This window comes from Psychrobacter sp. 5A.1 (assembly GCF_030407455.1).
GTDB lineage: Bacteria > Pseudomonadota > Gammaproteobacteria > Pseudomonadales > Moraxellaceae > Psychrobacter.
The window spans coordinates 95,312-117,914 of record NZ_JASDDJ010000002.1; the positions used below are offsets into that span (position 1 = coordinate 95,312).

A 22,603-nucleotide genomic window follows, 5' to 3' on the forward strand; every position below is an offset into this window, starting at 1 on the left:
CTACTTGTCAGTTTTCTACTACCTGCTAGTAAAGAGGTTGACACTATTTACCCTGCTGACATTAGACGTTTCATCTGATTTTAGGGCGCATTATTTATTTAAAGGTATTACTTACCAAACATAGCCCTATAAATTAAAAACACTGTACTGAATATTATTTGGTACCATAAAATAAATAGTGACACTAAATACCATCGCGTTAGTAAATTTGACCATAAGTCTGTTTATTAACCGATTACAACACAACACTGACTCACTAACCGCATGACAACGACTTTACTTGATAACCAATCATTATTTAATGACTGTTTATCTGATGGTCCTTTATGCCAGCATAGTTGAGCAAGTATGGGTCATTTAGCGTTAGGATCAAAAAATACGTCGATAGCTGCCTAAGTATTGGTGGTCAAACAGATGACGATAACAATGTAGATACGATACCACGCTGACAAGCTGGTCCATTACTCTGTTTGCCAAGTACGCCCCGCTAGTAACTGAAGCTGCGATGCCTAACCCTGAAACACCCAAGATATTATTGACGTTATACAAAGAACGATAAACAAAGAGTAACCAATTGCTTCGCCTGAATAAACAACCGCTGACTGACGCTACTATATAGTAGCCATCATGACTGCGATATTATTGTTAGACTTTGATGGATGAATAGCAACAGCACAATGACTTTTTAATATCAGTATTTTTTAAACCTGTAACTGACCGTCGCCCACGCCTACAACGTGCGCTGACAATCACTACCAATAGAATGTACTGACAAATAAGAGCGCCTTGATACGCTGACACATTCATATATGTACCTAGTTTATTGATGATAAGATATAAGTACTGTAGCCTTACACCCTATATTATTTATATTGACGTGAGCACCGCTAACCCTTTCAGGTACAAAAGAAGCCATTGAAAAAGCCCACGTGCTTTATGAAACCCACGATTTACGTTCTACGTTAACTTACATCTGCAAACGCTAATATTAGCCACATTTGCTACTATGCTCGAAAGACTGTCTTATCGTTGTTATGCGTACTCATAGGATATAAATATGAAACGCATTTTGATCAACGCAACTCAAAACGAAGAGATTCGTGTCGCCTTATGTAAAGGCAACCACTTATACGATTTCGACTTAGAAAACCGTACCCGCGAACAAAAAAAATCTAACATTTATAAAGGTCATGTGACCCGTGTCGAGCCATCGCTTGAAGCGGTATTTGTCGAATATGGATCTCAGCGCCAAGGCTTTTTGCCGATTCGAGAAATCTCTGCTGAATACCTAAGCGGCAATCCACGTGACGAAAACATCAAAAAACTGATCAAAGAAGGCGATGAGCTAATCGTCCAAGTCGAAAAAGAAGAGCGCGGCAATAAAGGCGCTGCCCTATCGACGTATGTCTCATTAGCAGGTCGCTATCTGGTATTGATGCCAAACAACCCTCGTGGTGGCGGTATCTCACGTCAAATCTCAGGCAAGCTACGCGAAGACATGAAGCGTATGTTGAGCAATCTTGATTTACCAAAAGGCATGAGTGTTATCATTCGTACTGCTGGTATTGGCAAAACACAAGAAGACTTGCAGCATGACTTAAACCATTTGCTTAATATCTGGCAAGCCATCCAAGAACAAAATCAAAAATACCCTTCACCGCGCCTGGTTCATCAAGAAGCTGGTGTTGTCACTCGTGCTGTCCGTGATTATCTGCGTGATGACATCGCTGAAATTTGGATTGATAACGAAAACGCTTACATTGAAGCGGCAGGTTTTATCGATGCTGTGATGCCAAAACAAGCTGAAAAGCTACGCAAATATACCGATTATGAGCCGATGTTTTCGCGCTTTAATATCGAAAAACAAATCGAAACCGCTTATCAACGTGAAGTTCGTCTGCCATCGGGTGGCTCAATCGTTATCGATCAAACAGAAGCATTGGTCTCTATCGATATCAACTCTGCCAAGTCGACCAAAGGTTCAGATGTCGCCGAAACCGCTTATCATACCAATCTGGAAGCAGCCGATGAGATTGCTCGTCAGCTCCGCTTGCGTGATATGGGTGGTCTGGTTGTCATTGATTTCATCGACATGAACGATAATAAGCATCAAAAAGAAGTCGAAAAACGTCTGATCGATGCCACCAAATACGATCGTGCGCGTGTCCAATTTGGTGATATTTCTAAATTTGGTCTAATGGAAATGAGCCGTCAGCGTCTGCGTCCTTCACTAGAAGAATCAACTGGTTATATCTGCCCACGCTGCCACGGCAATGGCATGATTCGTGACTTGCGTTCATTGTCGCTATCTATCATGCGTCAAATCGAGCAAATCGCTCTTAAAGAACGTCAAGGTGAAGTACAAGCAGAAGTCCCAACAGACATCGCAGCATTCTTGTTAAATGAAAAACGCGACAGCTTGGTTTATCTTGAGCAAGACAGTGGTACGCGTATCACTATCTTACCGCATGCGCATTTAGAATCACCAAATTTTAAGCTGCACTTCAACCGTGATGGCTTTGCCCCATCGAGCTATGAGCGTATCACTGATACTCAACAACTAGAGCACAGTGACCTTGGCTACAATGTTGACTGGCAAACCGCTGAAAAAGAGCGTCCTGAGCAGCAACCTACTCGTCAGCCACGCCAACCATCTGGTGACAGCGATAACAAACAAAGCAGTCGCTCAAATGCACAGCAAAGTCCAGCGACACCATCACAGAACAGCACAGTAACTCATAGCAATGACCGTCGTAATCATAAAAATGCCAATGACGTCTCATCTGCACGTGCACCGCAAGCCAATAAGAGCCAGAGTGTGGCCGCGCCTGTTGCGCCAGTAGCCACTCAGACGACAACACCTGCCAATGTTGAAACAGCAGCTCAGCCGCAAGCAGTAGCGTGGTTGTCAAACCTATTCGCTCAAGCGCCGCAAGCCACCACAACACCTAGCGTCAGCAGTCGGGATGCCGCTGAAGCAATCGAAGCACTGGTAAATACAGGTGCGCAAAGCTTGGGCTCATTTGGACAAACTGATAACAGTGCTTTGACTACTGCAGCTAACCCTGCGCAAGCAACTCAGCAGCACAGTAATCAAAAGAACGAGGCGCAGCAGTCAGACAACAACGCTAATCATCAGCAAGCGCGCCGCAATAACGACAGTGACACTGATGAAAGCAACAACGAAGACAGAAGAAGACGTAAGCCACGTAAATCTAGATCAGCTAAACCTCGTCAAAGAAAAGATCAGGCAGATGAGTCTCATAATGAGGTGAGCAGCGATGCCGATAACAACACCTCAAGTAGTGCAGCAAATAATGCCGATGATAAGCAAACTGACAATCAAAATAAACGTCAGCAGGATAACCGACGCACGAATGATCGCAATCGCAACAATCGTCAAGACGGCAATCAACAAAACAGCAATCGTAACGCAAGCGAGCGTAATGATGCTGATAATGAAAACAGCCCGAAAGCAGATGAGCAAACCCGTACTAAGCGTAAATCGCATAGCCAACGTGGCTCACGTGGCAAGCTAGAGCGCGGTGAAACGCTAACGGCTGACAATGTTAAGCAACCTAATCAGCAGGCTTCGACAGCTTCTAACAGCAATAAAAATCACTCTAATGCGCGCCGTAATCAAGACCCTAACGAAGTCGTGCTACAGGTCAACGAAGCACCGACTGAGCTAAAGGCCCCTGAAGTCGTTCATCTGTCTTTGGATGACAGTAAGCCAACACAGGCAAAACCTCAACCTACTGAAAAGCAAAGCTCAGCAAATGACGTTGCGAAAGATGAAGTAGCCAAAGCGTCTAATGCTCAACCGCAGACTAATAGCAGAAGCACCGATAAAAAAGATGCTGATATTAAGGTAACGGCTGAAAAAACAACTGACGATAAGGCTGTAGAAGTCAGCGAAGCTAAAATTGATAGCACTGCTAAAGACAATAGCCATGATGTCCAAAATCACGTTGCGAAAGCTGCTGCTAACACCGATATCAAAAAACCTGTCGTAGATGAGCAATTAGTATCCAGAAGTGATACAGAAAGCGCATCTGACACTGTGAAGCCAGTAGTTGCTGAAGCAGATAGCACGCCAGTAGTAGGTAAGTCTCAGGAAGCGAATACGCCTGATGAATCTGCTACTGATGAAGTTGCTATTGATGAAACTACTAAGAGCAGTAATGAGGGTGACAATGCTGAGAAAGCTGTAAGCGCTCAGACTACTAGCCCTAGCGTAGAGGCTAGTAATAGTAGTAGCAATGATAGTGACAGCGTCAAGAGTAACTCAGCCGTTGAGCTAACACATGAAGCATTGTTTGGCGCACGCTACGTGACTGCTGAGAAGTTTGGTCAAGCCAGTAACGATCCACGTGTTGTGCTTAGTCAGCAGGCACAAGTGACGCCAAAGCCTCAAGTCAACGAGCAAGCGGCCGCAAATGTACCAGCGATACGTGGCACGGTTGGTGAGTTTATTCGTGCAACGCTGCCAGAAGCGCAAACTCGATTAGCCGAAGATGGCATTATCAACTGCTTTATCGCAACGGTTGCCTTGCATACTGAGCAAGCACAGACTGCTGATGACAGTGCCAACGTTGAAGCCACTATCAGTAGTAGCGACGCAACCAATCAGCGTTTTGACTTTAGCAACTATGGCTATCAGCCGTTGGCTGCCGATTACCTCGCACGCTTTGAATCGATGACGCAAGCCGTCAGTCAGTTTGCAGCAACGCAAGGCAAAACCGACGTTGAGCCACGTACTATCGGTAAGCGTGCCAGCAACGATCCACGCGGTCAGCATCCTGATTATCAGGAACCAGCTGTCTTAAGTGTGCCTACGGAGCAGACGTCTGAGCTGATCTCAAATAACGAAGAACCGTTAGCAGAGACTCAGCAAGCTAACAGCGATGTAGATGCTCATGACGTCGACGCGACTGCACTGGCAAATAGAGCTCAGACAGAAGAGGTCAGTTCTGATAGCGAGCAACTGCTAGAAATCGAGCACGCTCAATCAGAGGCTAATAACGCAGAAGTTGAAGCCAATGCAGTGCAAGATACCCATGTGGCAGAAGCTGATACAGAAGTGGCCAATATAGAAGAGATCGATGTAGAAGAAGCTGATGTGGCAGCAATGGCACAAGAGAATGACTCGACAGTAGAAGAAGCGACCAAAGAAGCGGGTAAAGACGACAGTCAGGCAGCTAAGTCTAAGACGACAATAGCCAGTTATAAAAACATGATCGAAAACGTGGCTGAGCAATTGCTACCACAGACAGGCATGTTTAATCTGACCACGCCAAAAGTCCCGAAGGCTCGCACTCGTAAGCCTAAGACAGACCATAAGAAACCAACGCAAGCTGAAAAGCTAGCGGCTGATGAGACAGATAGCGAAAGCTAATCATACCAGCTCAAATGTAAAAGCCCCAAAGCTATCCGTAGCTTTGGGGCTTTTTATATTAGGACAATCACGCTTACTGGTTCATTCAAAAAGTAGACAGTAGCGGCGAATAACAAACCAGCTTAGGGCGTGTCCTCATTTTAAAAATGGTGATAAAAATGAGATAAATTGCCGTCAAGCGAGGAAAATAGTGCAGATAATATCGAGATATTGACCAACTATTTGACGATGTTTGGCAAAATTTAGCTGTTTTTAGCCCATTTAGAGGACACTCGTTTGAATTGAGGACATGCCCTAGTGTGCAGAAGAAGCTGTGTCATCTTTGCCACGGACTTTATTGACGACAGTAATCAGCGCCACAACTGCTGCACCAATGACAAATCCAATAACACCGTTCAATAGCGTCGTCGTTAGGCTCTCAAAAATACCTGTTAAGCCTGCCAAATCTTTGACACCATGATGCAAAAATCCAATGCCGTGTACTAAGATACCACCACCTACTAAAAACATGGCCAACGTACCCGCGATCGACAAAAACTTCATCAATTTGGGCGCAGCAGCAAACATCACCTTACCTACTTTTTGTTTGAATGTACTCTCCTGCTCCATCAAATGTAGCCCCACATCATCAATTTTGACGATGCCTGCGACCAAACCATAAATACCAATCGTGATACCAATTGCTAAAATAGATAGCACCAGACTGCGCTCTAATAAAGTAGCACTTGCCGTTGCGCCCAGTGCAATGACAATGATTTCAGCTGATAAGATAAAATCTGTACGTATCGCACCTTTGATTTTTTCTTTTTCGAAAGCGACCAAATCCACTGTTTCATCAGCATTGGCCTTTCGACGAGCATTCTGTTCTTCATCATGTGGCAACGCATGTGGCCAAAAACGATGGATGACTTTTTCTGCCCCTTCATAAACCAAAAACAGACCACCACACATCAATAAAAAAGTAACGAGAGGGGGATAAATCGCACTAATTAACAAGGCTGCTGGTACTAAAATGAGCTTATTGATAAATGAGCCTTTAGCCACTGCCCAAACGACTGGAAGCTCGCGATTGGCTTTGACACCAGTGACTTGCTCAGCATTCAGTGCCAAATCATCGCCCAATACGCCAGCGGTTTTTTTGGCGGCGACTTTGGTCATGACAGAAACGTCATCCAATATCACACTGATATCGTCAAGTAAGGTTAATAAACTGGCACCTGCCATGTGTGCTCCTTAAAGCAAATTTGTTAAAGTAAGTCGTTCTCAAATAGTTTATACAATGTATTTTATATAGATTTTTATAAAAACAATGCGATTAGCCTTAGACTACAAGGGCAAACATATATATTAAATAGTATAAGTGTATCTTACTTTTTGCATTTACGTTGGTAGCTATTCTTTAAAGTTGGCTTCATTCGTACTTCTTGGCTGCTGTACCCTCACTATTATTCAGCGTAAATATGGTAATATGGAAGCATTTACTGTCTATCTTTTATTATCAATAAGTTATAAAAACTTCTTCAACGTTAGACCTTTAAAACACCGCTAAGACACATTACTATATATGACAGTTTATAGCGCTTTATTATAACGAACTCATGATTAGGCGCGATGCCTATAGGAAACCCGTATGCCATCCCCCACTACCAAAAACACCACCTTGCCTCATCGTTTTTCTCGTACCACCTTCTCTCGTTTTATGATGGGTGCCTTACTGGTCGGTATTGCTGCTGGCTGCTCAAACAATGCGGCGGATGCAACCAACAACGCCAGTGTCGTCAATGCTGCACAGGCGAACACTACCGCTGCCAAAACCTCAACGGATAATGATCCTGCAGTGGTAAAAGCCTTACAGGCGAATCTACAGACTTCGGGTATCGAAGAAAAAATCGTCTCGGCTGTACCAACAGATATGGATGGGATTTATTGGGTGACGGCTGAAGGCTTGCCTTCTTTCTTTACTGATAAAGCTGGTAAGCATATTATTCAGGGACAGATTATCGCTGTGGGTGATGATGCTCCAGTTGATATCAGTGCCGCTTTGGTGGCCACGACCGCCCAAGAAGCGCTAAAAGCAGTCGATAAAAAAGAGATGGTGATCTATCCAGCAACAGGCGAAACCAAAGCCGTCGTCTATGCCTTTACTGATGCAGACTGTGGCTACTGTCGCAAACTGCATTCAGAAATGGATGATATCAATGCACGCGGTATCGAAGTGCGTTATTTGGCATGGCCACGCAGTCAGGAGTCTGTGCCAAAAATGGAAGCCATTTGGTGTAGTCAAGATCGCAAGGCAGCAATGGATCAGGGCAAAAGTGGTGCCAATGTACAAGCCCCTAACTGTGCAAGCCCTGTACAAGCACATATGGCCTTAGGCTCAAGACTTGGTGTACGTGGTACCCCTGCTATCTTTACCGAAACAGGGCAACAAGTGGGCGGCTATCTGCCTGCGGCGCAATTGGCTGAAGCAGTAGGTGCTAACTAATCATTTGAGTCATCAATACTACTGACCAAGCATAAATGACATATGCATATGCCAAACGAGATTGAAGCTACCGCTTTTTTATAATCGTAATCTGATATAACCTTGATGATGTTGCCCTTATAACATTAGCCTTGATGACATTGTGTAGACGTCACAACTGCTTGTCGGTATGATACGATAAAGCGCGATGAAAAATCAGCAAGACCCCTTTTATGTGAGCATTTTTTATTCCACTATAATGACGCAATAATAACCCTGCAGCTGTCAAAATACGCGCAAATAGTACGCTTAACACTACCAGCGAATTTGACCTGCAACGGCTATACAGTGGTTCATTATATTTAACCTCCTGAGGATACTGTGAGTAATTCCATCAAACTAGCGATACTTGGTCTGGGCACCGTCGGAACGGGCGTGATCACTCTAATCAATGACAACTTAGATGAGCTAAAACGCCGTAGCGGACGCGATATTATCATTACCGAAGTGGGTACGCGTCGTCAGCGTGACGATATTGATGAAAACATCATCCAAAACAGTGACCTGATGGCAATTGCCGCAAGCGACAATGTCGATATCGTTATCGAAGTGATTGGTGGTACTACTTTGGCCAAAGATGTCATTATGCATGCCATCAAAAATGGCAAGCACGTGGTGACGGCAAATAAGGCATTACTCGCTGAGCATGGCAATGAAATCTTTGCCTTCGCTGAAGCAAACAATGTTCATGTCGCCTATGAAGCAGCCGTTGCTGGTGGTATCCCTATTATCAAAGTAATGCGTGAAGCACTGGCTGCCAATAAAATCGATTGGCTCGCTGGTATCATCAACGGTACTGGTAACTTTATCATGACCGAAATGCGTGACAAAGGTCGTTCTTTTGCCGATGTATTAAATGAAGCGCAAGAACTGGGCTATGCAGAAGCAGATCCTACTTTCGACGTAGAAGGTATTGATGCGGCGCACAAATTGGCGCTACTCGCCTCTATTGCTTTTGGTATTCCATTACAGTTTGATAAAGTCTACTGTGAAGGTATCACTGGCATTACTTTACAAGATGTGAACTATGCGGAAGAGCTTGGCTACCGTATCAAGCATTTAGGATTTGCGGTACGCCGTGATGGCCAAGGTGACAATAATGCCGCTGGTATTGAGCTACGTGTACACCCAACACTTATTCCACAAGATGCGTTATTGGCCAACGTCAATGGCGTAAAAAATGCCGTATTGGTTAACTCTCACCCACTTGGGCAAACGCTCTATTGTGGTGATGGTGCTGGTGCTGGCGCGACGGCTTCTGCAGTCATGGCCGATGTCATGGATTTGGTTCGTGTATTGGGAAGTAAGGATGGCGATGATCAGAGCAACATTGGTCATCATGTGCCGCATTTGGCCTTTATCCCTGAGCAACTATCAGATACACCGATATTACGTGCCGAGCAGATGACCACTGGTTATTATTTGCGTGTGCATGCTAATGATAATCCAGGTGTACTCGCGGATATCACTCGCATTTTAAGCGATGCTGGTATCAATATCGATGCGATTTTGCAAAAGCCTGCCCATAAAGTAGGTCAAGTGCCAGTCATTATTTTGACGCTACCTGTGGTTGAGAGTCAGATGAATCTTGCCATCGAAAAAATTGAAAAGTTAGAGACCATTACTGATAAAGTAGTACGCATTCGCTTAGATGAGCTAGCGTAAATAAAATACTGAATCAACCAGACCTTTAGTCATACAAGCAAAAGTTAGCTGATCAGCGTCTGGTTTTTTGAGTAAGGACTTTTAATTAAAACACGCAACAAGGAATAATAACGATGTCAAATGATGCAATTGTAATCTTAAACGGCGCACGTACACCAATGGGTGGTTTTCAAGGCGCACTAAAAGACATGAGTGCTACAGAACTGGGTGGCGCTGCCATCAAAGCAGCTGTTGAACGCTCAGGTGTGAATGTCGATAGTATTGACGAAGTCATCATGGGCTGTATCTTGACGGCAGGTTTGGGTCAAGGCCCTGCCCGTCAAGCCATGCGCAAAGCAGGTTTGTCGGATGCGACTGGTGCAGTAACGATCAATAAGCTTTGTGGCTCAGGCCTTAAAGCAGTGATGCAAGCACATGACGGCATCAAAGCAGGCAGCTTCAATGTCGCTGTTGCAGGTGGCATGGAGTCAATGACCAATGCACCGTATATCATGCCAGGGTCGCGTGGCGGCTACCGTATGGGTCACAAAGAAGTGAAAGACCATATGTTCCTAGATGGTCTAGAAGATGCTGATACGGGTAAGCTCATGGGCATGTTTGCTCAAGAAATGGCCGATGAGAAAGGTTATACGCGCGAGCAAATGGATGATTTTGCTATTGAATCTCTAAATCGTGCGCTAACCGCTATCAAAGATGGTCACTTCGTAGACGAGATCGAAGCCGTTACCTTCAAAACCCGTAAAGGTGAGCAAACCGTCGATACCGATGAGCAACCTGCTCTTGCTAACGCTGAGCGTATCCCTACTTTGCGCCCAGCCTTTGCTAAAGACGGTACGATTACTGCCGCAAACGCCAGCTCAATCTCTGATGGTGCTGCAGCTGTCGTGGTCATGAAAGAATCACAAGCGAAAGCCGAAGGTCTTGATTACCAAGCTCGTATTGTTGCTACTGCGTCAAACTCACGTCACCCAAGCGAATTTACTATTGCGCCAATCGGTGCCATTGAGAAAACATTGGCAAGTGCTGGCTGGTCAGTGAATGACGTTGATTTATGGGAAATTAATGAAGCCTTTGCAATGGTTACCATGGCTGCGATAGACGAGTTGAAGCTTGACCATGCCAAAGTCAATATCGAAGGCGGCGCATGTGCCCTTGGTCATCCAGTAGGCTGTTCAGGTGCTCGTATTCTTATCACGCTTATTAATTCTCTAAAGCGTACTGGCGGCAAAAAAGGCGTTGCGACACTCTGTATCGGTGGCGGTGAAGCCGTAGCCGTTGCTATTGAACTTGCTTAAATAAAGTAAGTTTAGCTGACTTAGAGTAAGTCAATTGGATAATAGCTAGATAGTTATTACTTATTGGGAAACCGCATTGCTAATGGTAATGCGGTTTTTTTGTGTCTGCTTTCTTTCGATGAATGTTGAATATTACTCTGTGTAAAGTCTCGTTAACTTCTACCCCCTCCTATGTTATGCCACTTACAGCCTATTACACGCAATTACGGCAAGTGCACACTTTGCTACCTTGCTCATATATCTCACCCAAAATCGTGATGTTAGGATAGCTACAAGTTGATACGGGAACTGCTTATCCAACTCGTTATTAACTTTGATCTGTATTTAGGGTCTGTTGAACATTCAAATGTGGTGCTGGCAGTCACCATTTTTTAGACAATATGCAGTGAAATTTTCGACGCCTAGTTATTCTAGGTTAGACAATTTCGCCATATATTGGCAAAAAAGAGTACTGCCCTGAAAGGCTGATGCTAAAATCACCCCAAACGTTGTTACAAACCTAGCTAAGGTCTCGACATTATCGTCGGCTTGCGCCTAGTTTGGTGCAATTTTAGCAATCAGCAGCTCTAATACTTGAATGTTCAACAGACCCTAACATAAATGGTTTTACTAAAAAATTAATAACAACATTAACCATCATCTTATAAAAACACAAACTCGCAAAAAAGGAATATAACAATGAGTCAACTAATCCGTTTAAAAGACATTCAAGCCACTCATCAAGATTTAATTGGTGATGATTACTATGATCCAACGCACAAAACTGCTTATGGCATCAATGAAGAAAAAATCGGTAAAATTGAAGGGGCACTGGTAGAAGACACTACGGGCCGTATTCGTTATTTGATTGTTGATGCAGGCGGTTGGTTCAGCTCTAAAGAAGTATTGGTACCAGCAGGTTTGGCACGTATCGTTGGTGACGATGTTTTCTTTGACAGCTTGACCAAATCTCAAGTGGAAGCCATGGAAGTGTACGATCATGACTATCAATACAGCTACAAAGAGCAGTACGAAAGAGATCGCCAAGCGTTTACTGCCGACACGCTTCCTGTTGAAGATCGCGTAGATATTGCAGATCATTCTTATGATGCACCAAATACGCTAGAGCTATTAGAAGAGCGTTTGACGGTGAATAAAGATCGTATCGTAGCCGGACTGGTAAAAGTCGGCAAGCATGTCGTCACTGAAGAGCGTAATATCAACGTGGACTTAGAAGAAGAGCATGCTGACATTCAACGCACCAGTGTCGATCGTCTAACAGATCGCCGTATTGGAGATCTCGATGCCAATGACACCGTCGAAGTTGAACTAGAGGCCGAACGTGCCCGCGTGAGCAAAGACACTTATGTCTCTGAAGAAGTCAGTGTTGGTAAAACGACTGACCATCATACTGAAACCTTGATTGAGAGTATTCAACGGGAAGAATTGGATGTCGATGGTGATGGTAATGTGGTTGACCGTGAAGGTAATTTAGTAGACCGTGATGGTATTACTGCAGAAGATGTACGCCGTGCTCGTGGCATGTAATACGCTGATACATCATGTTTTGACGACATAAGTTTCGCTATATCGTCAGCTAAATGTGATATCAATAAGTCGCTAAATGTGTTTATTTAGCACCTTAAGACCAGAGCATGTCTCTGGTCTTTTTTGTATTCGTAGCATGATTGAATGTTCAACAGACCCTAATACATAATGTTTTGAATCGCTGAAAATCCCTCGTTTTACAACTATAAAGGAATAACAATGACGCCTAAAAATGGAAACAGCCTTTACCAAGATAACTTGGATAAAGAACAGAACGTCTCAACTGAACAGGCACACAATACCGTCAATGTCGGACATTTAGAGCTATTAGAAGAACGTCCTGTAATTAACAAAGAACGCTTAGACGTAGGCAAAGTCACCGTTACCAAACATTCCCGCACCAAAACTGTCGATGTACCTATTGAGCTGATAGAAGAATATATCACCATTCGTACTGAATATCATGATGCAGAAAGCCAAGATCTGCTCTCTGGTGATTATGATGGAAAAGACATATTGCGCCACGTTGAGCCATCGTTAGATAGCAAAGCCGTGGTGACAATCAATGGTAAACAGGTAGAGATTGGCGATGAACCGATTGATATTGTGCTATCTCGCCAAGTGGCTACCATTACCAAAGACACCTACGCTATTCAAGACATCGAAATTAACAAAAGCACCCATGTACATACTGATAGCATTCAAGTAGAGCTCAAGCATGAAGAGTTAGATGTCACTGAAGAAGGTCTGTTGGCACACAGTTCTGACACGGCTCAGTTAAAGTAATGACTTATAGCTAGCCCACTATGGAACCTGTATTATTGATAAAGATTATTCTGAAAAATAAAAAAGCAACGCTAGCTTAGCGTTGCTTTTTTTATGCTTATCATTTACCAAGTATTGCAGACCAGCTACGAAGCTTTGCTACACTCGTATGTATTAACATTTGACTCATCTGCACCAGCGGTACGCATGACGCCCGTGTCACGTGCTTCGTGCCCTACGCGCCATTGAGTAAAGCCTTGACCACCATCAATGGCTGTCGCGACTTCGAACACTTCAGGGTTACTGCCTTCATTGGTTTGATTCAATGTCACTGTACCCATATCAGTTGCGACAACTACTTGGTTGGCATCGTCTTTATAAGTGGCATCGACTTTTAGCTCAGGTGTACACAGATATGACATCTGCGTGACGCTGCTATTCACTGAAGCGGTGGTATCGCCTTCTACTTCATTGAGTGACGCATCTGCAGTATCCACGACGACAGCGATATGTTCAGCCGGCTCAGCTGACATTGGTACAGTCTCTTCAGCATGGACACCATCTTCCATTCCTGACTCTGGCTCTGACTGTTGCTGACACGCACTGATCGTCAAGGCACCAGCCAGCAAACTCGTCAATACAACTGAGCTGCGTACATTTTTTAAGAACTCTACACTCATGACACTCTCCCAAATAAATATGTTAAATACTATAGCGTGTCCATAATTTCACGCCTATGCCGAATTTGTAAATAAGGGGTCTGGTGGGTAAAAAAAGCCCCTATCTGCTTTAGATAAGGGCTTCTTATTTGTTAAGGCGTGTCCTTATTTTGAAAATGGTGACACGCCCTAATCTATAGGTCTCAACTTGCAGATGCTAATGACTAGATTTTACCATGACACTGCTTGTACTTAAGACCTGACCCACAAGGGCAAGGTGCATTGCGACTGATATTCATACCTGCATATGGGTTTGGCTCATTGGCATTACTGCCGCTACCCGCTATAGCAGCACTGACACCAGCTGCTGCACCGCCACTAAGGCTGCGGTTTTGTGGTTGCGGCTGAGCAGCAGAATTATTCGCATTGCTGTCTAAGTTGTCCACGTCATCATGTTCAAACTGCATTTGCATATGTGCAGCGTTCTCACGTTGCTGAACTTCCAACGCCTCTAGCTCTTCTTTGGTTGGAATATGAACACGTGATAAGTCTTGTACTGTCTCAGACTTGATGGCACCAAGCATCATTTGGAACAACTCAAACGACTCGCGTTTGTATTCCTGCTCAGGGTTTTTCTGTGCATAACCACGTAGATGAATGCCTTTACGCAGCTGATCCATCTGCGTTAGGTGTTCTTTCCAGTGCTTGTCCAAACTCTGTAGCATAAAGTGACGCTCAAGCTGAGCTGCGTCTTTTTCACCCATCTGCTCACGACGACCATGATAACGCTCTAACGCGGTTTGGATAATTTTTTCACGCAGCCCTTCTTCATCTAGGCGGCGGTCTGCATCAAGCCAATCATTAATTGGCATTGATATCTTAAACTCATCTTCAAGCTCATCTTCTAGGCCATCGACATTCCATTGGTCATCGATAGATCCTGGTGGAATAAACTGACTGACCATCGCGTTATAGACTTCACGATGCATCACTTCAAGAGCGTCGAGTAAATCCATCTCTGCCAATAAATCATCACGCTGACCATAGATGACTTTACGCTGCTCATTGGCAACATCATCATATTTAAGCAAGTTCTTACGAGCATCAAAATCGCGACTCTCAACTTTACCTTGCGCGTTTTCAATTGATTTGGATACCATTTTATGTTCGATGGCTTCATCTTCTTTGAGACCCATCGCACGCATCATATTGACCACGCGATCGCCTGCGAAGATACGCATGAGATCATCTTCTAATGACAAGAAGAAGCGCGACATACCAGGGTCACCCTGACGACCAGCACGACCACGTAGCTGATTATCGATACGGCGTGATTCATGACGCTCAGAACCAATGATATGTAAACCACCAGCTGCCACAACTTGATCATGCTTGATTTGCCACTGGGCTTTTAGACGTTGCATTTCTTCTGGACTAACCGAATCAATATCTTCAATAAATGACTGCCAGTTACCACCAAGGATAATATCGGTACCACGACCTGCCATATTGGTCGCAATCGTGACCGATTTTGGGCTACCTGCCTGTGCGATAATCTCTGCTTCACGCTCATGCTGTTTGGCGTTTAGGACATTGTGCTTGACGCCTTCTTGATCGAGCAAGTAAGACAATTCTTCACTGGCCTCAATCGTCGCCGTACCAACCAGTACTGGCGCACCTTTGGCTTGAATTTCTTTAATTTCGCGAATAATGCCTTTGTATTTGCCTAACTTGGTTAAGAAAATCTGGTCATCCATATCAATACGAGCAATTGGCTCATGCGTTGGAATGACAATGACATCTAAATCGTAAGTAGATTTGAACTCCGCCGCTTCGGTATCAGCAGTACCCGTCATGCCAGACAGTTTGTCATACAGACGGAAATAGTTCTGGAATGTCGTCGTTGCAAGTGTTTGGTTTTCTGCTTGAATCTCAACGTTTTCTTTGGCTTCTACTGCTTGATGCAAGCCTTCTGACCAGCGGCGACCTGGCATGGTACGACCCGTATTTTCATCAACGATAACCACTTCGCCTTCATCCACGATATAGTGGACGTTTTTGACAAACACATGATGCGCACGAATGGCAGCTTGAACGTGAGCCAATAATGGCAAGCGACTTGGGCTATATAAGCTTTCATTTTCACCAAGTTCACCGACTTCGATTAAGAAGCGCTCGATTTTTTCATAGCCTTTTTCGCTAATCTCAATCTGGCGGTTTTTCTCATCAATCCAGAAATCTTCTTCTTCGTTATTCTTGTTTGCTTCTTCGTCCTTTGAACGGATGAGCACAGGAATAATGGTATTAATCAGCGCGTACATGCGTGATGAATCTTCAGCCTGACCTGAGATAATGAGCGGTGTACGAGCCTCATCAATTAAGATCGAGTCAATTTCATCGATAATACAAAAATTCAGCGAACGCTGTTTTTTCTCTTCCAGCTTAAACACCATGTTATCGCGTAGGTAATCAAAACCGTATTCGTTATTGGTACCATAAGTAATATCGGCTTGGTAAGCGGCGATTTTTTCTTGTGGTGGCTGCTGCGAATAAATAACGCCAACCGTCATGCCCAAAAATCCGAACAACGGACGGTTCAATTCAGCATCACGCGCGGCCAAGTAATCATTGACCGTGACCAGATGCACACCTTTACCACTGATAGCGTTTAGGTACATGGCCAAGGTGCCCATCAGGGTTTTACCTTCACCGGTTTTCATCTCAGCGATTTTGCCTTCGTGCAAGGTGATACCACCTATCAGCTGCACATCGTAGTGACGCATACCATTGACACGTAATGATGCTTCGCGGCAGACGGCAAATGCCTCTGGCAATAACGCATCTAAGCTTTCGCCTTTTTGATGACGTGCTTTAAACTCTTCAGTTTTTTGTTGTAGTTGCTCATCAGACAGGGCTTGTATTTCAGCCTCTCTTGCGTTGATTTTGCTGACCACTTTACGCATTCGCTTTAATTCGCGGTCATTTTTGGTGCCAACGACATTGCCTATAATCTTTGATAACATAATTTTTTGACCTATGGAAATATTCGATAATTAGTGCGCATTAGCCAAGGCTTAGCTCATTGCCTTGTCATCACCCGACTAAGTACTATCTAATGAAGTATCGCCTAATGAAGTATTGCCCAATTAAGTGTGCCGTCATTATATATGGTTATGACGCTGATGGATACAAGGGCAGCTAGTAGATATTTGCCGACGTAAAAGCACCACAGGACGTGTTAAAATGGCACTTATACCCTTATATTTTTTAGATTTGTTATAGTTTGATTCGCTCGTGATGACGCATTATTAGTGAAGGCCTTTTGGTATCATTCAACCAAAACCCTACGACATTATCATCCGATGTTTTGCTCATTTACTTTTTTATCTGATACCTAGGCCGTGTCTTCAATTCACTTAAACCATTCATTTAAGCCCTATTTCATTTAAGCCTATAAGAGACTCTGCATGACCGTAAAGCCGTCCGTTCAAAATCACCCATCGACTCCTACTTCATCAGACACGTCTTTATCAAGACCAGAGACATCTGATTGTTTAAACGTAGGCGAGACTGTCTACCATTTATCAGATCATACGCCAATGATGGTGCAGTATCTAACCATGAAAGCCAACTATCCACAAGCACTGCTACTGTACCGGATGGGTGATTTTTATGAGCTGTTTTTTGATGATGCCAAGCGGGCGGCGCAAATATTGGACATCACGCTCACTCGCCGTGGTACGGATAAAGCGGGCAACACGATTGCCATGGCAGGTGTGCCGTTCCATGCTGCCGATAGCTATATGGCACGATTAATCGCTGCTGGGCAGACAGTCGTGGTCTGTGAGCAAATTGACGAATCAACCTCTGATAGTATAAGTAGCAAACCCAGTACCCCTACAATGGGTGATAAGCAAAAGAAAGACAAAAGTAAATCGGCCGCTGGTAGCATCATGCGCCGCGAAGTGGTCAAAACGCTTACAGCAGGGACGATTACAGATGATGCCTTGATTGCACCAAATCATACGCCGACCGTAGTGGCCATCGATATAGCGGTTTCTACCTTAAAACCTAATAGCAATAACAAACAGCCTCTACAAGCAGCCATTAGCCAAATGGATCTGGCCGCTGGAACGTTGACCACTCAAACACTCAGTGCATATAGTGACGATATTGAAGGTCTACGAACCCAGATGCTCACCGTCTTGGCACGCTTTGCGCCCAGTGAATGTATCGTTAGCGAAGCACTCAGCGATAGTAATGGCGGTACTGATGCAGAATGGCTACTGTGGTTACGACAAAATCTGGACTGTCCTATTATAGAAGTCGCTGCCAATGATTTTCATCCTGAGCATGCCAGCTCGACCTTATGCCAGCAGTTTGGGGTTCAACGTCTCGATGGTCTCGGTATTAACGATGCACCACTGAGCCAATCTAGCTGTGCCGCGCTGATTCACTATGCGCGGCAAACCCAGCAACGCCATGTGCCACAAGTCAATCAACTCATCGTCGAATACAATGATGATTACTTAATTATCGATGCCAATAGCCAGCAGAACCTTGAGCTATTTACCCCTGTGAGTAGCAACGGAACGTCATTAATATCCGTGCTGAACCACTGTCAAACTCCGATGGGCAAGCGACTGCTCGTGCAGCAAATGAAACGTCCACTTCGTCAGCATTCACGTATCAATATGCGTTTGGACGCGATAGCATCTCTATTGAATACAGAGGGTCATTCAACCCAATCTGCTCAAAGCTCAAAAGATAGCTCACTGGTGACAAACTTACGCGAAACGCTGAATACCATTGGCGATATTGAGCGAATCAGTAGCCGTATCGGTCTCATGAGCGCCAAACCTCGTGACTTACGCAAACTGGCCGATGGTATTGCCAGTAGCGCCCAGCTGACTACTCTATTGACAGTATCAGGTATCAGTCATGAAGACGCTGGCCTACTACCGATGCTTATGCAGCAATTGCCAGCTCAACTACCTGCTGTTCAATCCGTCGCCGAGCTGATTGAGCAAGCCATCATCATAGAGCCACCTGCCCATATTCGTGATGGTGGCATGTTGGCAGCAGGCTACGATGAAGAGTTTGATCGCCTCACTCACCTCCATGACAACATCCAAATGACATTGGACGAAATGGTAGAGCGCGCCCGTCAGGACAACCAGCTGCCCAGTCTGAAAGTTGGCTTTAATAAAGTCAGTGGGTTTTATTTTGAGCTGCCCAAAATGCAGGCGAAAAATGCACCCGCACATTTTATCCGTCGGCAGACGCTCAAAAGCAGTGAGCGCTTTATCACTGATGAGCTAAAAGAGGTCGAAACCGAATATCTAAGCGCACAGTCTTTGGCATTAACTCGGGAAAAACAGTTGTATCAAGAGCTATTAACCGTCTTGAGCAGTCATTTAGCCAAACTGCAACAGCTTAGCGCCGCCATCGCGCAGATAGACGTATTGAGTAATTGGGCGCAGCTCGCTTTGGATTATAATTGGCAGCGTCCAGTAATGAATAATGATGCTGAAAATAGTGTGAACGATAACAATCAAACCAGCATCAATATTGAACAAGGTCGCCATGTTGTGGTTGAAGCGGCATTAAATCAAACGAACGCGACTAATCGGAATGGCAATTCATTAAGTACAAACCACTTTGTTGCCAATGACTGTGCGTTAGGTAGCACTGAGAATCCAGAAAGGCTGCTTCTTATTACTGGTCCTAACATGGGTGGAAAATCCACCTATATGCGCCAAACCGCACTGATTGTTCTGCTCGCTCATTGCGGGAGCTTTGTGCCAGCTGAGCATGCTCATATTGGTGATATTGATCGCATTTTTACCCGTATCGGCTCAGCTGATGATTTGGCGGGTGGTAAATCTACCTTTATGGTAGAGATGATTGAGACAGCCAACATCTTAAACCAAGCAACGAATAAATCGCTCGTATTAATGGACGAAGTCGGACGCGGCACAGCCACCACTGACGGTCTGGCCATTGCCCACGCCTGTGTCAATCGCCTAGTCGAGATTGGCTGCCTGACGTTATTTGCCACTCATTATTTTGAACTGACGCAATTGGCAGAAGATTTAGTAGAGAGTAGCGAAACTCATCATGCTAGTATTCGCAACGTCCATGTCGCCGCCAGTGAAATCGATGGCCAGGTACTACTACTCCATCAGATCCGCGACGGTGCAGCAAGCTCTAGCTTTGGGCTACATGTAGCGAAAATGGCTGGTATTCCCACTCAAGTGCTGAATGATGCCAAACGTTATTTAATAGATAATTTAAAGTTAGACAATCTACAAGCAGATAACGTAAAAACCACTGATGATAAAAATGACTTAGCTAAGTCAGTAAAGGATAAACGACAAGTGGCTTATAATGATGCTACTCTAGAGCAACTGGCGACTCATATCACTCAAGCACCAAGCATCATAGATAATCCAAAACAAAATCAGCTATTTAGCTTGCAAGACGAGTTAAGTGCTATCGACCCTGATAGCCTGACACCCAAGCAAGCACATGACTTACTGTATCATCTAAAGAAAATCATTAGTCATTAAAGGGAATTGTCAATTAGTCGTAAAGGCGTTAAAATACGCTTTATTTTAATCTATTCTATTTAGCCCTAAGCCAATAACAGGTAGACATCACTATGACCTTTGTCGTTACAGATAACTGCATCCTTTGCAAATACACCGACTGTGTAGAAGTCTGTCCTGTGGACTGCTTTTATGAAGGCCCAAACTTCCTCGTCATCGATCCTGATGAGTGCATCGACTGCGCGCTATGCGAGCCTGAATGTCCGGCAAATGCCATCTTCTCAGAAGATGAAGTGCCAAAAGGGCAAGAGATGTTCACTCAGCTCAATGAAGAGTTGGCGCAAAAATGGCCAAATATTACAGAAATGAAAGGGCAAATGCCAGAAGCTGAAAAATGGGATGGCGTGGAAGGTAAGATTCAGTATTTAGAGAAGTAGTTGATAATAATACATTTTTAGATACTAAAACCATTTAACGGTACGATAACGTTAAATGGTTTTTTATTACTCATTTTTTGAGATTCATATAGCTTCAAAGGCTATTACTTTTTTATCGGTGTATAAACGATATTCCACAGCTTAAACCATGATTTTTTTAGCTAAAGGGTAGCATAATAACATTAGTACGCCCCAAGCAACCCAACCATATTTCAATATACTTTGAGAAGGTATAACACCAATACCATTTACAAACAAAGCAATAAGAAAAAAAATAAGAGCACTAATCATCATAGCACCGACAACATATTTCATGATTATCCTTACAATTATCTATAAAAAACTTAAATAAGGCGTCCTACTTATCAAGGTCGCAAATCCACAATATCAAGAACTATACCCTTGCTATCTGTTAATACTACCATATCAAGTACCGTTGCTTTTAGTGGTAGCCAGCCATTTGCATCAGGATAATGACGCAATAGGTCTTGTACTTTTTGAGCATTATTATTATTAGTTAATATATTTAACGGTCTAGCTTTGCTCTGGATTACATTAGCTGCCGTTGCAATCTCCTGATAGCTATCGGTTCTATAGATAGTAGGCACTCTCATAAAAAACTCTTTAGGTTTTTCAATTATTTTAGTCTTCTTCTCATCTGAGCCAACAGAATAAACAAATTTGGGTTTCTCAAATAACCCTAAGGACTCTACTGCATTCAGCTCTGTACTGAGGCTCTTTCGAGCCCATTCGTTATCAAAGGAGCTCACTACCTCAAAATCATTCACTGCAAATACTAAATAATTTGGCCGACCAGCCTCGACAATATATAATCCATAGCTCAATGCCGCTATCTGTAGCACCAATACTACTAACAAATCACGAGCAAGCTCTTGTTTATTGTCTTTATAGATGATGAAGGTCAATAGCGGTGCGACGATTAAATTAAGAGCAACCATCATTAACGCTGTAATCAAAACACCAGTCGCTTGATAAAGATGATTAGGATACCAAATGAAATAAATGATAGCAGCGATCATGATGCTAAGGACTACAGAATACAATAAGTGGTAACCGGTCAATGCCAGTCTAGAATGTTGTTTTAAATGTATGATAGACATGTTGTTATTCCAGAACACTTTTATATAGTTTGGCCTTTTTTATTAAGATATCTAAATATAAAATTATGGACAATTTCCAGTACTTGGCTTGAATCCACGGGTAGAGTTACAGACTGTACCCGTATTGGTCCAAACCATACTAGAAGCATTGGCTATAGTAGGTGTATTAATGTAAGTTAAAGCCGTACCTGCAGTATCAGTTGCACCAGTAGTTGCAGTGATAACACCATCTGTCACCGAGGTTAATGCCGTAACATTTAAAGTAGTAGTGAAATCTGTAATAGCTGGAATAGTATTAGTACCAGCGCTACAACCTACAATCGCATTAGTAAGAGCGACACATTCATTGACCGCTAATTTTATCGAAGCAAGCTCTGCAGCGGCAGCGGCAGCGGCAGCTCGAGTACGTGATGTATAGTTACCATACTGTGGAATAGCGATCGCAGCTAAAATACCGATGATAGCAATAACGATCATTAATTCGATTAAGGTAAAACCTTTTTGAGTAGTCGCTTTCATAGTACTTCCTTTATACAAAGTGATGGTATGTTGCTGAGCGAAACTGACGTTTCTGGCTGTAGGCAGATTGGTCTCTTTGGCGACAATGAGGGTTAAAGGGATACCATTCTTTAAGGTCACTCGTCTCACATAAATGGCTTGA

Annotated in this window: 14 protein-coding genes; 8 read left to right on the forward strand and 6 right to left on the reverse strand. The window is 43.8% G+C overall.

Features of this window, described 5'->3' with window-relative positions; genetic code table 11:
- Positions 1-1,057: 1,057 nt before the first annotated feature.
- Complete coding sequence (locus QL982_RS00850) at positions 1,058-5,398, forward strand: Rne/Rng family ribonuclease (RefSeq protein WP_290164491.1); 4,341 nt, start codon at positions 1,058-1,060, stop codon at positions 5,396-5,398.
- Between the two features lie 294 nt (positions 5,399-5,692).
- Here the strand turns inward: QL982_RS00850 and QL982_RS00855 are convergent, their stop codons facing one another.
- A complete protein-coding gene (locus QL982_RS00855; protein ID WP_290164489.1) occupies positions 5,693-6,622 on the reverse strand; it encodes a DUF808 domain-containing protein in 930 nt (309 codons plus the stop codon).
- A gap of 406 nt (positions 6,623-7,028) precedes the next feature.
- Here QL982_RS00855 and QL982_RS00860 point away from each other — a divergent pair, with 406 nt between their 5' ends.
- The 5 genes from QL982_RS00860 (at position 7,029) to QL982_RS00880 (ending at position 13,195) form a co-directional block, all read left to right on the forward strand.
- Positions 7,029-7,883 (forward strand): DsbC family protein, encoded by an 855-nt coding sequence (locus QL982_RS00860; RefSeq protein ID WP_290164614.1) that lies wholly within the window; start codon positions 7,029-7,031, stop codon positions 7,881-7,883.
- A gap of 360 nt (positions 7,884-8,243) precedes the next feature.
- Positions 8,244-9,587, forward strand: coding sequence for a homoserine dehydrogenase (locus QL982_RS00865; RefSeq protein WP_290164615.1), 1,344 nt, complete (start codon positions 8,244-8,246; stop codon positions 9,585-9,587).
- A gap of 113 nt (positions 9,588-9,700) precedes the next feature.
- The gene (locus tag QL982_RS00870; protein ID WP_290164616.1) at positions 9,701-10,882 is read left to right on the forward strand and encodes a thiolase family protein; all 1,182 of its coding nucleotides are present in this window, start codon (positions 9,701-9,703) and stop codon (positions 10,880-10,882) included.
- Between the two features lie 678 nt (positions 10,883-11,560).
- On the forward strand, positions 11,561-12,409 hold the full coding sequence (locus QL982_RS00875; protein ID WP_290164617.1) for a PRC and DUF2382 domain-containing protein: 849 nt from the start codon (positions 11,561-11,563) through the stop codon (positions 12,407-12,409).
- A gap of 219 nt (positions 12,410-12,628) precedes the next feature.
- Positions 12,629-13,195, forward strand: coding sequence for a DUF2382 domain-containing protein (locus QL982_RS00880; protein ID WP_290164619.1), 567 nt, complete (start codon positions 12,629-12,631; stop codon positions 13,193-13,195).
- A 125-nt stretch (positions 13,196-13,320) separates the two neighbouring features.
- Here the strand turns inward: QL982_RS00880 and QL982_RS00885 are convergent, their stop codons facing one another.
- Together QL982_RS00885 and secA are read right to left on the reverse strand one after the other, a co-directional pair.
- On the reverse strand, positions 13,321-13,854 hold the full coding sequence (locus QL982_RS00885) for a hypothetical protein (RefSeq protein ID WP_290190119.1): 534 nt from the start codon (positions 13,852-13,854) through the stop codon (positions 13,321-13,323).
- Positions 13,855-14,057: 203 nt separating this feature from the next.
- Complete coding sequence (secA, locus tag QL982_RS00890; RefSeq protein ID WP_290164622.1) at positions 14,058-16,856, reverse strand: preprotein translocase subunit SecA; 2,799 nt, start codon at positions 16,854-16,856, stop codon at positions 14,058-14,060.
- A 444-nt stretch (positions 16,857-17,300) separates the two neighbouring features.
- Here secA and mutS point away from each other — a divergent pair, with 444 nt between their 5' ends.
- The gene (gene mutS, locus QL982_RS00895) at positions 17,301-20,405 is read left to right on the forward strand and encodes a DNA mismatch repair protein MutS (RefSeq protein ID WP_290164624.1); all 3,105 of its coding nucleotides are present in this window, start codon (positions 17,301-17,303) and stop codon (positions 20,403-20,405) included.
- Positions 20,406-20,497: 92 nt separating this feature from the next.
- Positions 20,498-20,821: a ferredoxin FdxA gene (fdxA, locus tag QL982_RS00900; protein WP_057758216.1), complete on the forward strand. Its 324-nt coding sequence runs from the start codon at positions 20,498-20,500 to the stop codon at positions 20,819-20,821.
- A gap of 141 nt (positions 20,822-20,962) precedes the next feature.
- Here fdxA and QL982_RS00905 read toward each other — a convergent pair whose 3' ends face one another.
- From QL982_RS00905 to QL982_RS00915, 3 genes are all read right to left on the reverse strand, one after another.
- Positions 20,963-21,136: a hypothetical protein gene (locus QL982_RS00905; RefSeq protein ID WP_290164626.1), complete on the reverse strand. Its 174-nt coding sequence runs from the start codon at positions 21,134-21,136 to the stop codon at positions 20,963-20,965.
- Positions 21,137-21,186: 50 nt separating this feature from the next.
- Positions 21,187-21,942 carry a hypothetical protein gene (locus QL982_RS00910; protein ID WP_290190120.1) on the reverse strand — a complete coding sequence of 252 codons (756 nt, stop codon included), beginning with the start codon at positions 21,940-21,942 and terminating at the stop codon, positions 21,187-21,189.
- A 63-nt stretch (positions 21,943-22,005) separates the two neighbouring features.
- On the reverse strand, positions 22,006-22,603 hold a 598-nt coding region (locus tag QL982_RS00915; protein WP_290190121.1), incomplete at its 5' end, for a prepilin-type N-terminal cleavage/methylation domain-containing protein.

Excerpts from the sequence above, each read along its gene's own strand:
- fdxA (WP_057758216.1), top strand. The coding sequence starts at position 20,498 with ATGACCTTTGTCGTTACAGATAACTGCATCCTTTGCAAATACACCGAC.
- secA (WP_290164622.1), bottom strand. The coding sequence starts at position 16,856 with ATGTTATCAAAGATTATAGGCAATGTCGTTGGCACCAAAAATGACCGC.
- QL982_RS00875 (WP_290164617.1), top strand. The coding sequence starts at position 11,561 with ATGAGTCAACTAATCCGTTTAAAAGACATTCAAGCCACTCATCAAGAT.
- QL982_RS00880 (WP_290164619.1), top strand. The coding sequence starts at position 12,629 with ATGACGCCTAAAAATGGAAACAGCCTTTACCAAGATAACTTGGATAAA.
- QL982_RS00855 (WP_290164489.1), bottom strand. The coding sequence starts at position 6,622 with ATGGCAGGTGCCAGTTTATTAACCTTACTTGACGATATCAGTGTGATA.
- QL982_RS00910 (WP_290190120.1), bottom strand. The coding sequence starts at position 21,942 with ATGTCTATCATACATTTAAAACAACATTCTAGACTGGCATTGACCGGT.
- QL982_RS00905 (WP_290164626.1), bottom strand. The coding sequence starts at position 21,136 with ATGAAATATGTTGTCGGTGCTATGATGATTAGTGCTCTTATTTTTTTT.
- QL982_RS00860 (WP_290164614.1), top strand. The coding sequence starts at position 7,029 with ATGCCATCCCCCACTACCAAAAACACCACCTTGCCTCATCGTTTTTCT.
- QL982_RS00850 (WP_290164491.1), top strand. The coding sequence starts at position 1,058 with ATGAAACGCATTTTGATCAACGCAACTCAAAACGAAGAGATTCGTGTC.
- mutS (WP_290164624.1), top strand. The coding sequence starts at position 17,301 with ATGACCGTAAAGCCGTCCGTTCAAAATCACCCATCGACTCCTACTTCA.
- QL982_RS00870 (WP_290164616.1), top strand. The coding sequence starts at position 9,701 with ATGTCAAATGATGCAATTGTAATCTTAAACGGCGCACGTACACCAATG.
- QL982_RS00885 (WP_290190119.1), bottom strand. The coding sequence starts at position 13,854 with ATGAGTGTAGAGTTCTTAAAAAATGTACGCAGCTCAGTTGTATTGACG.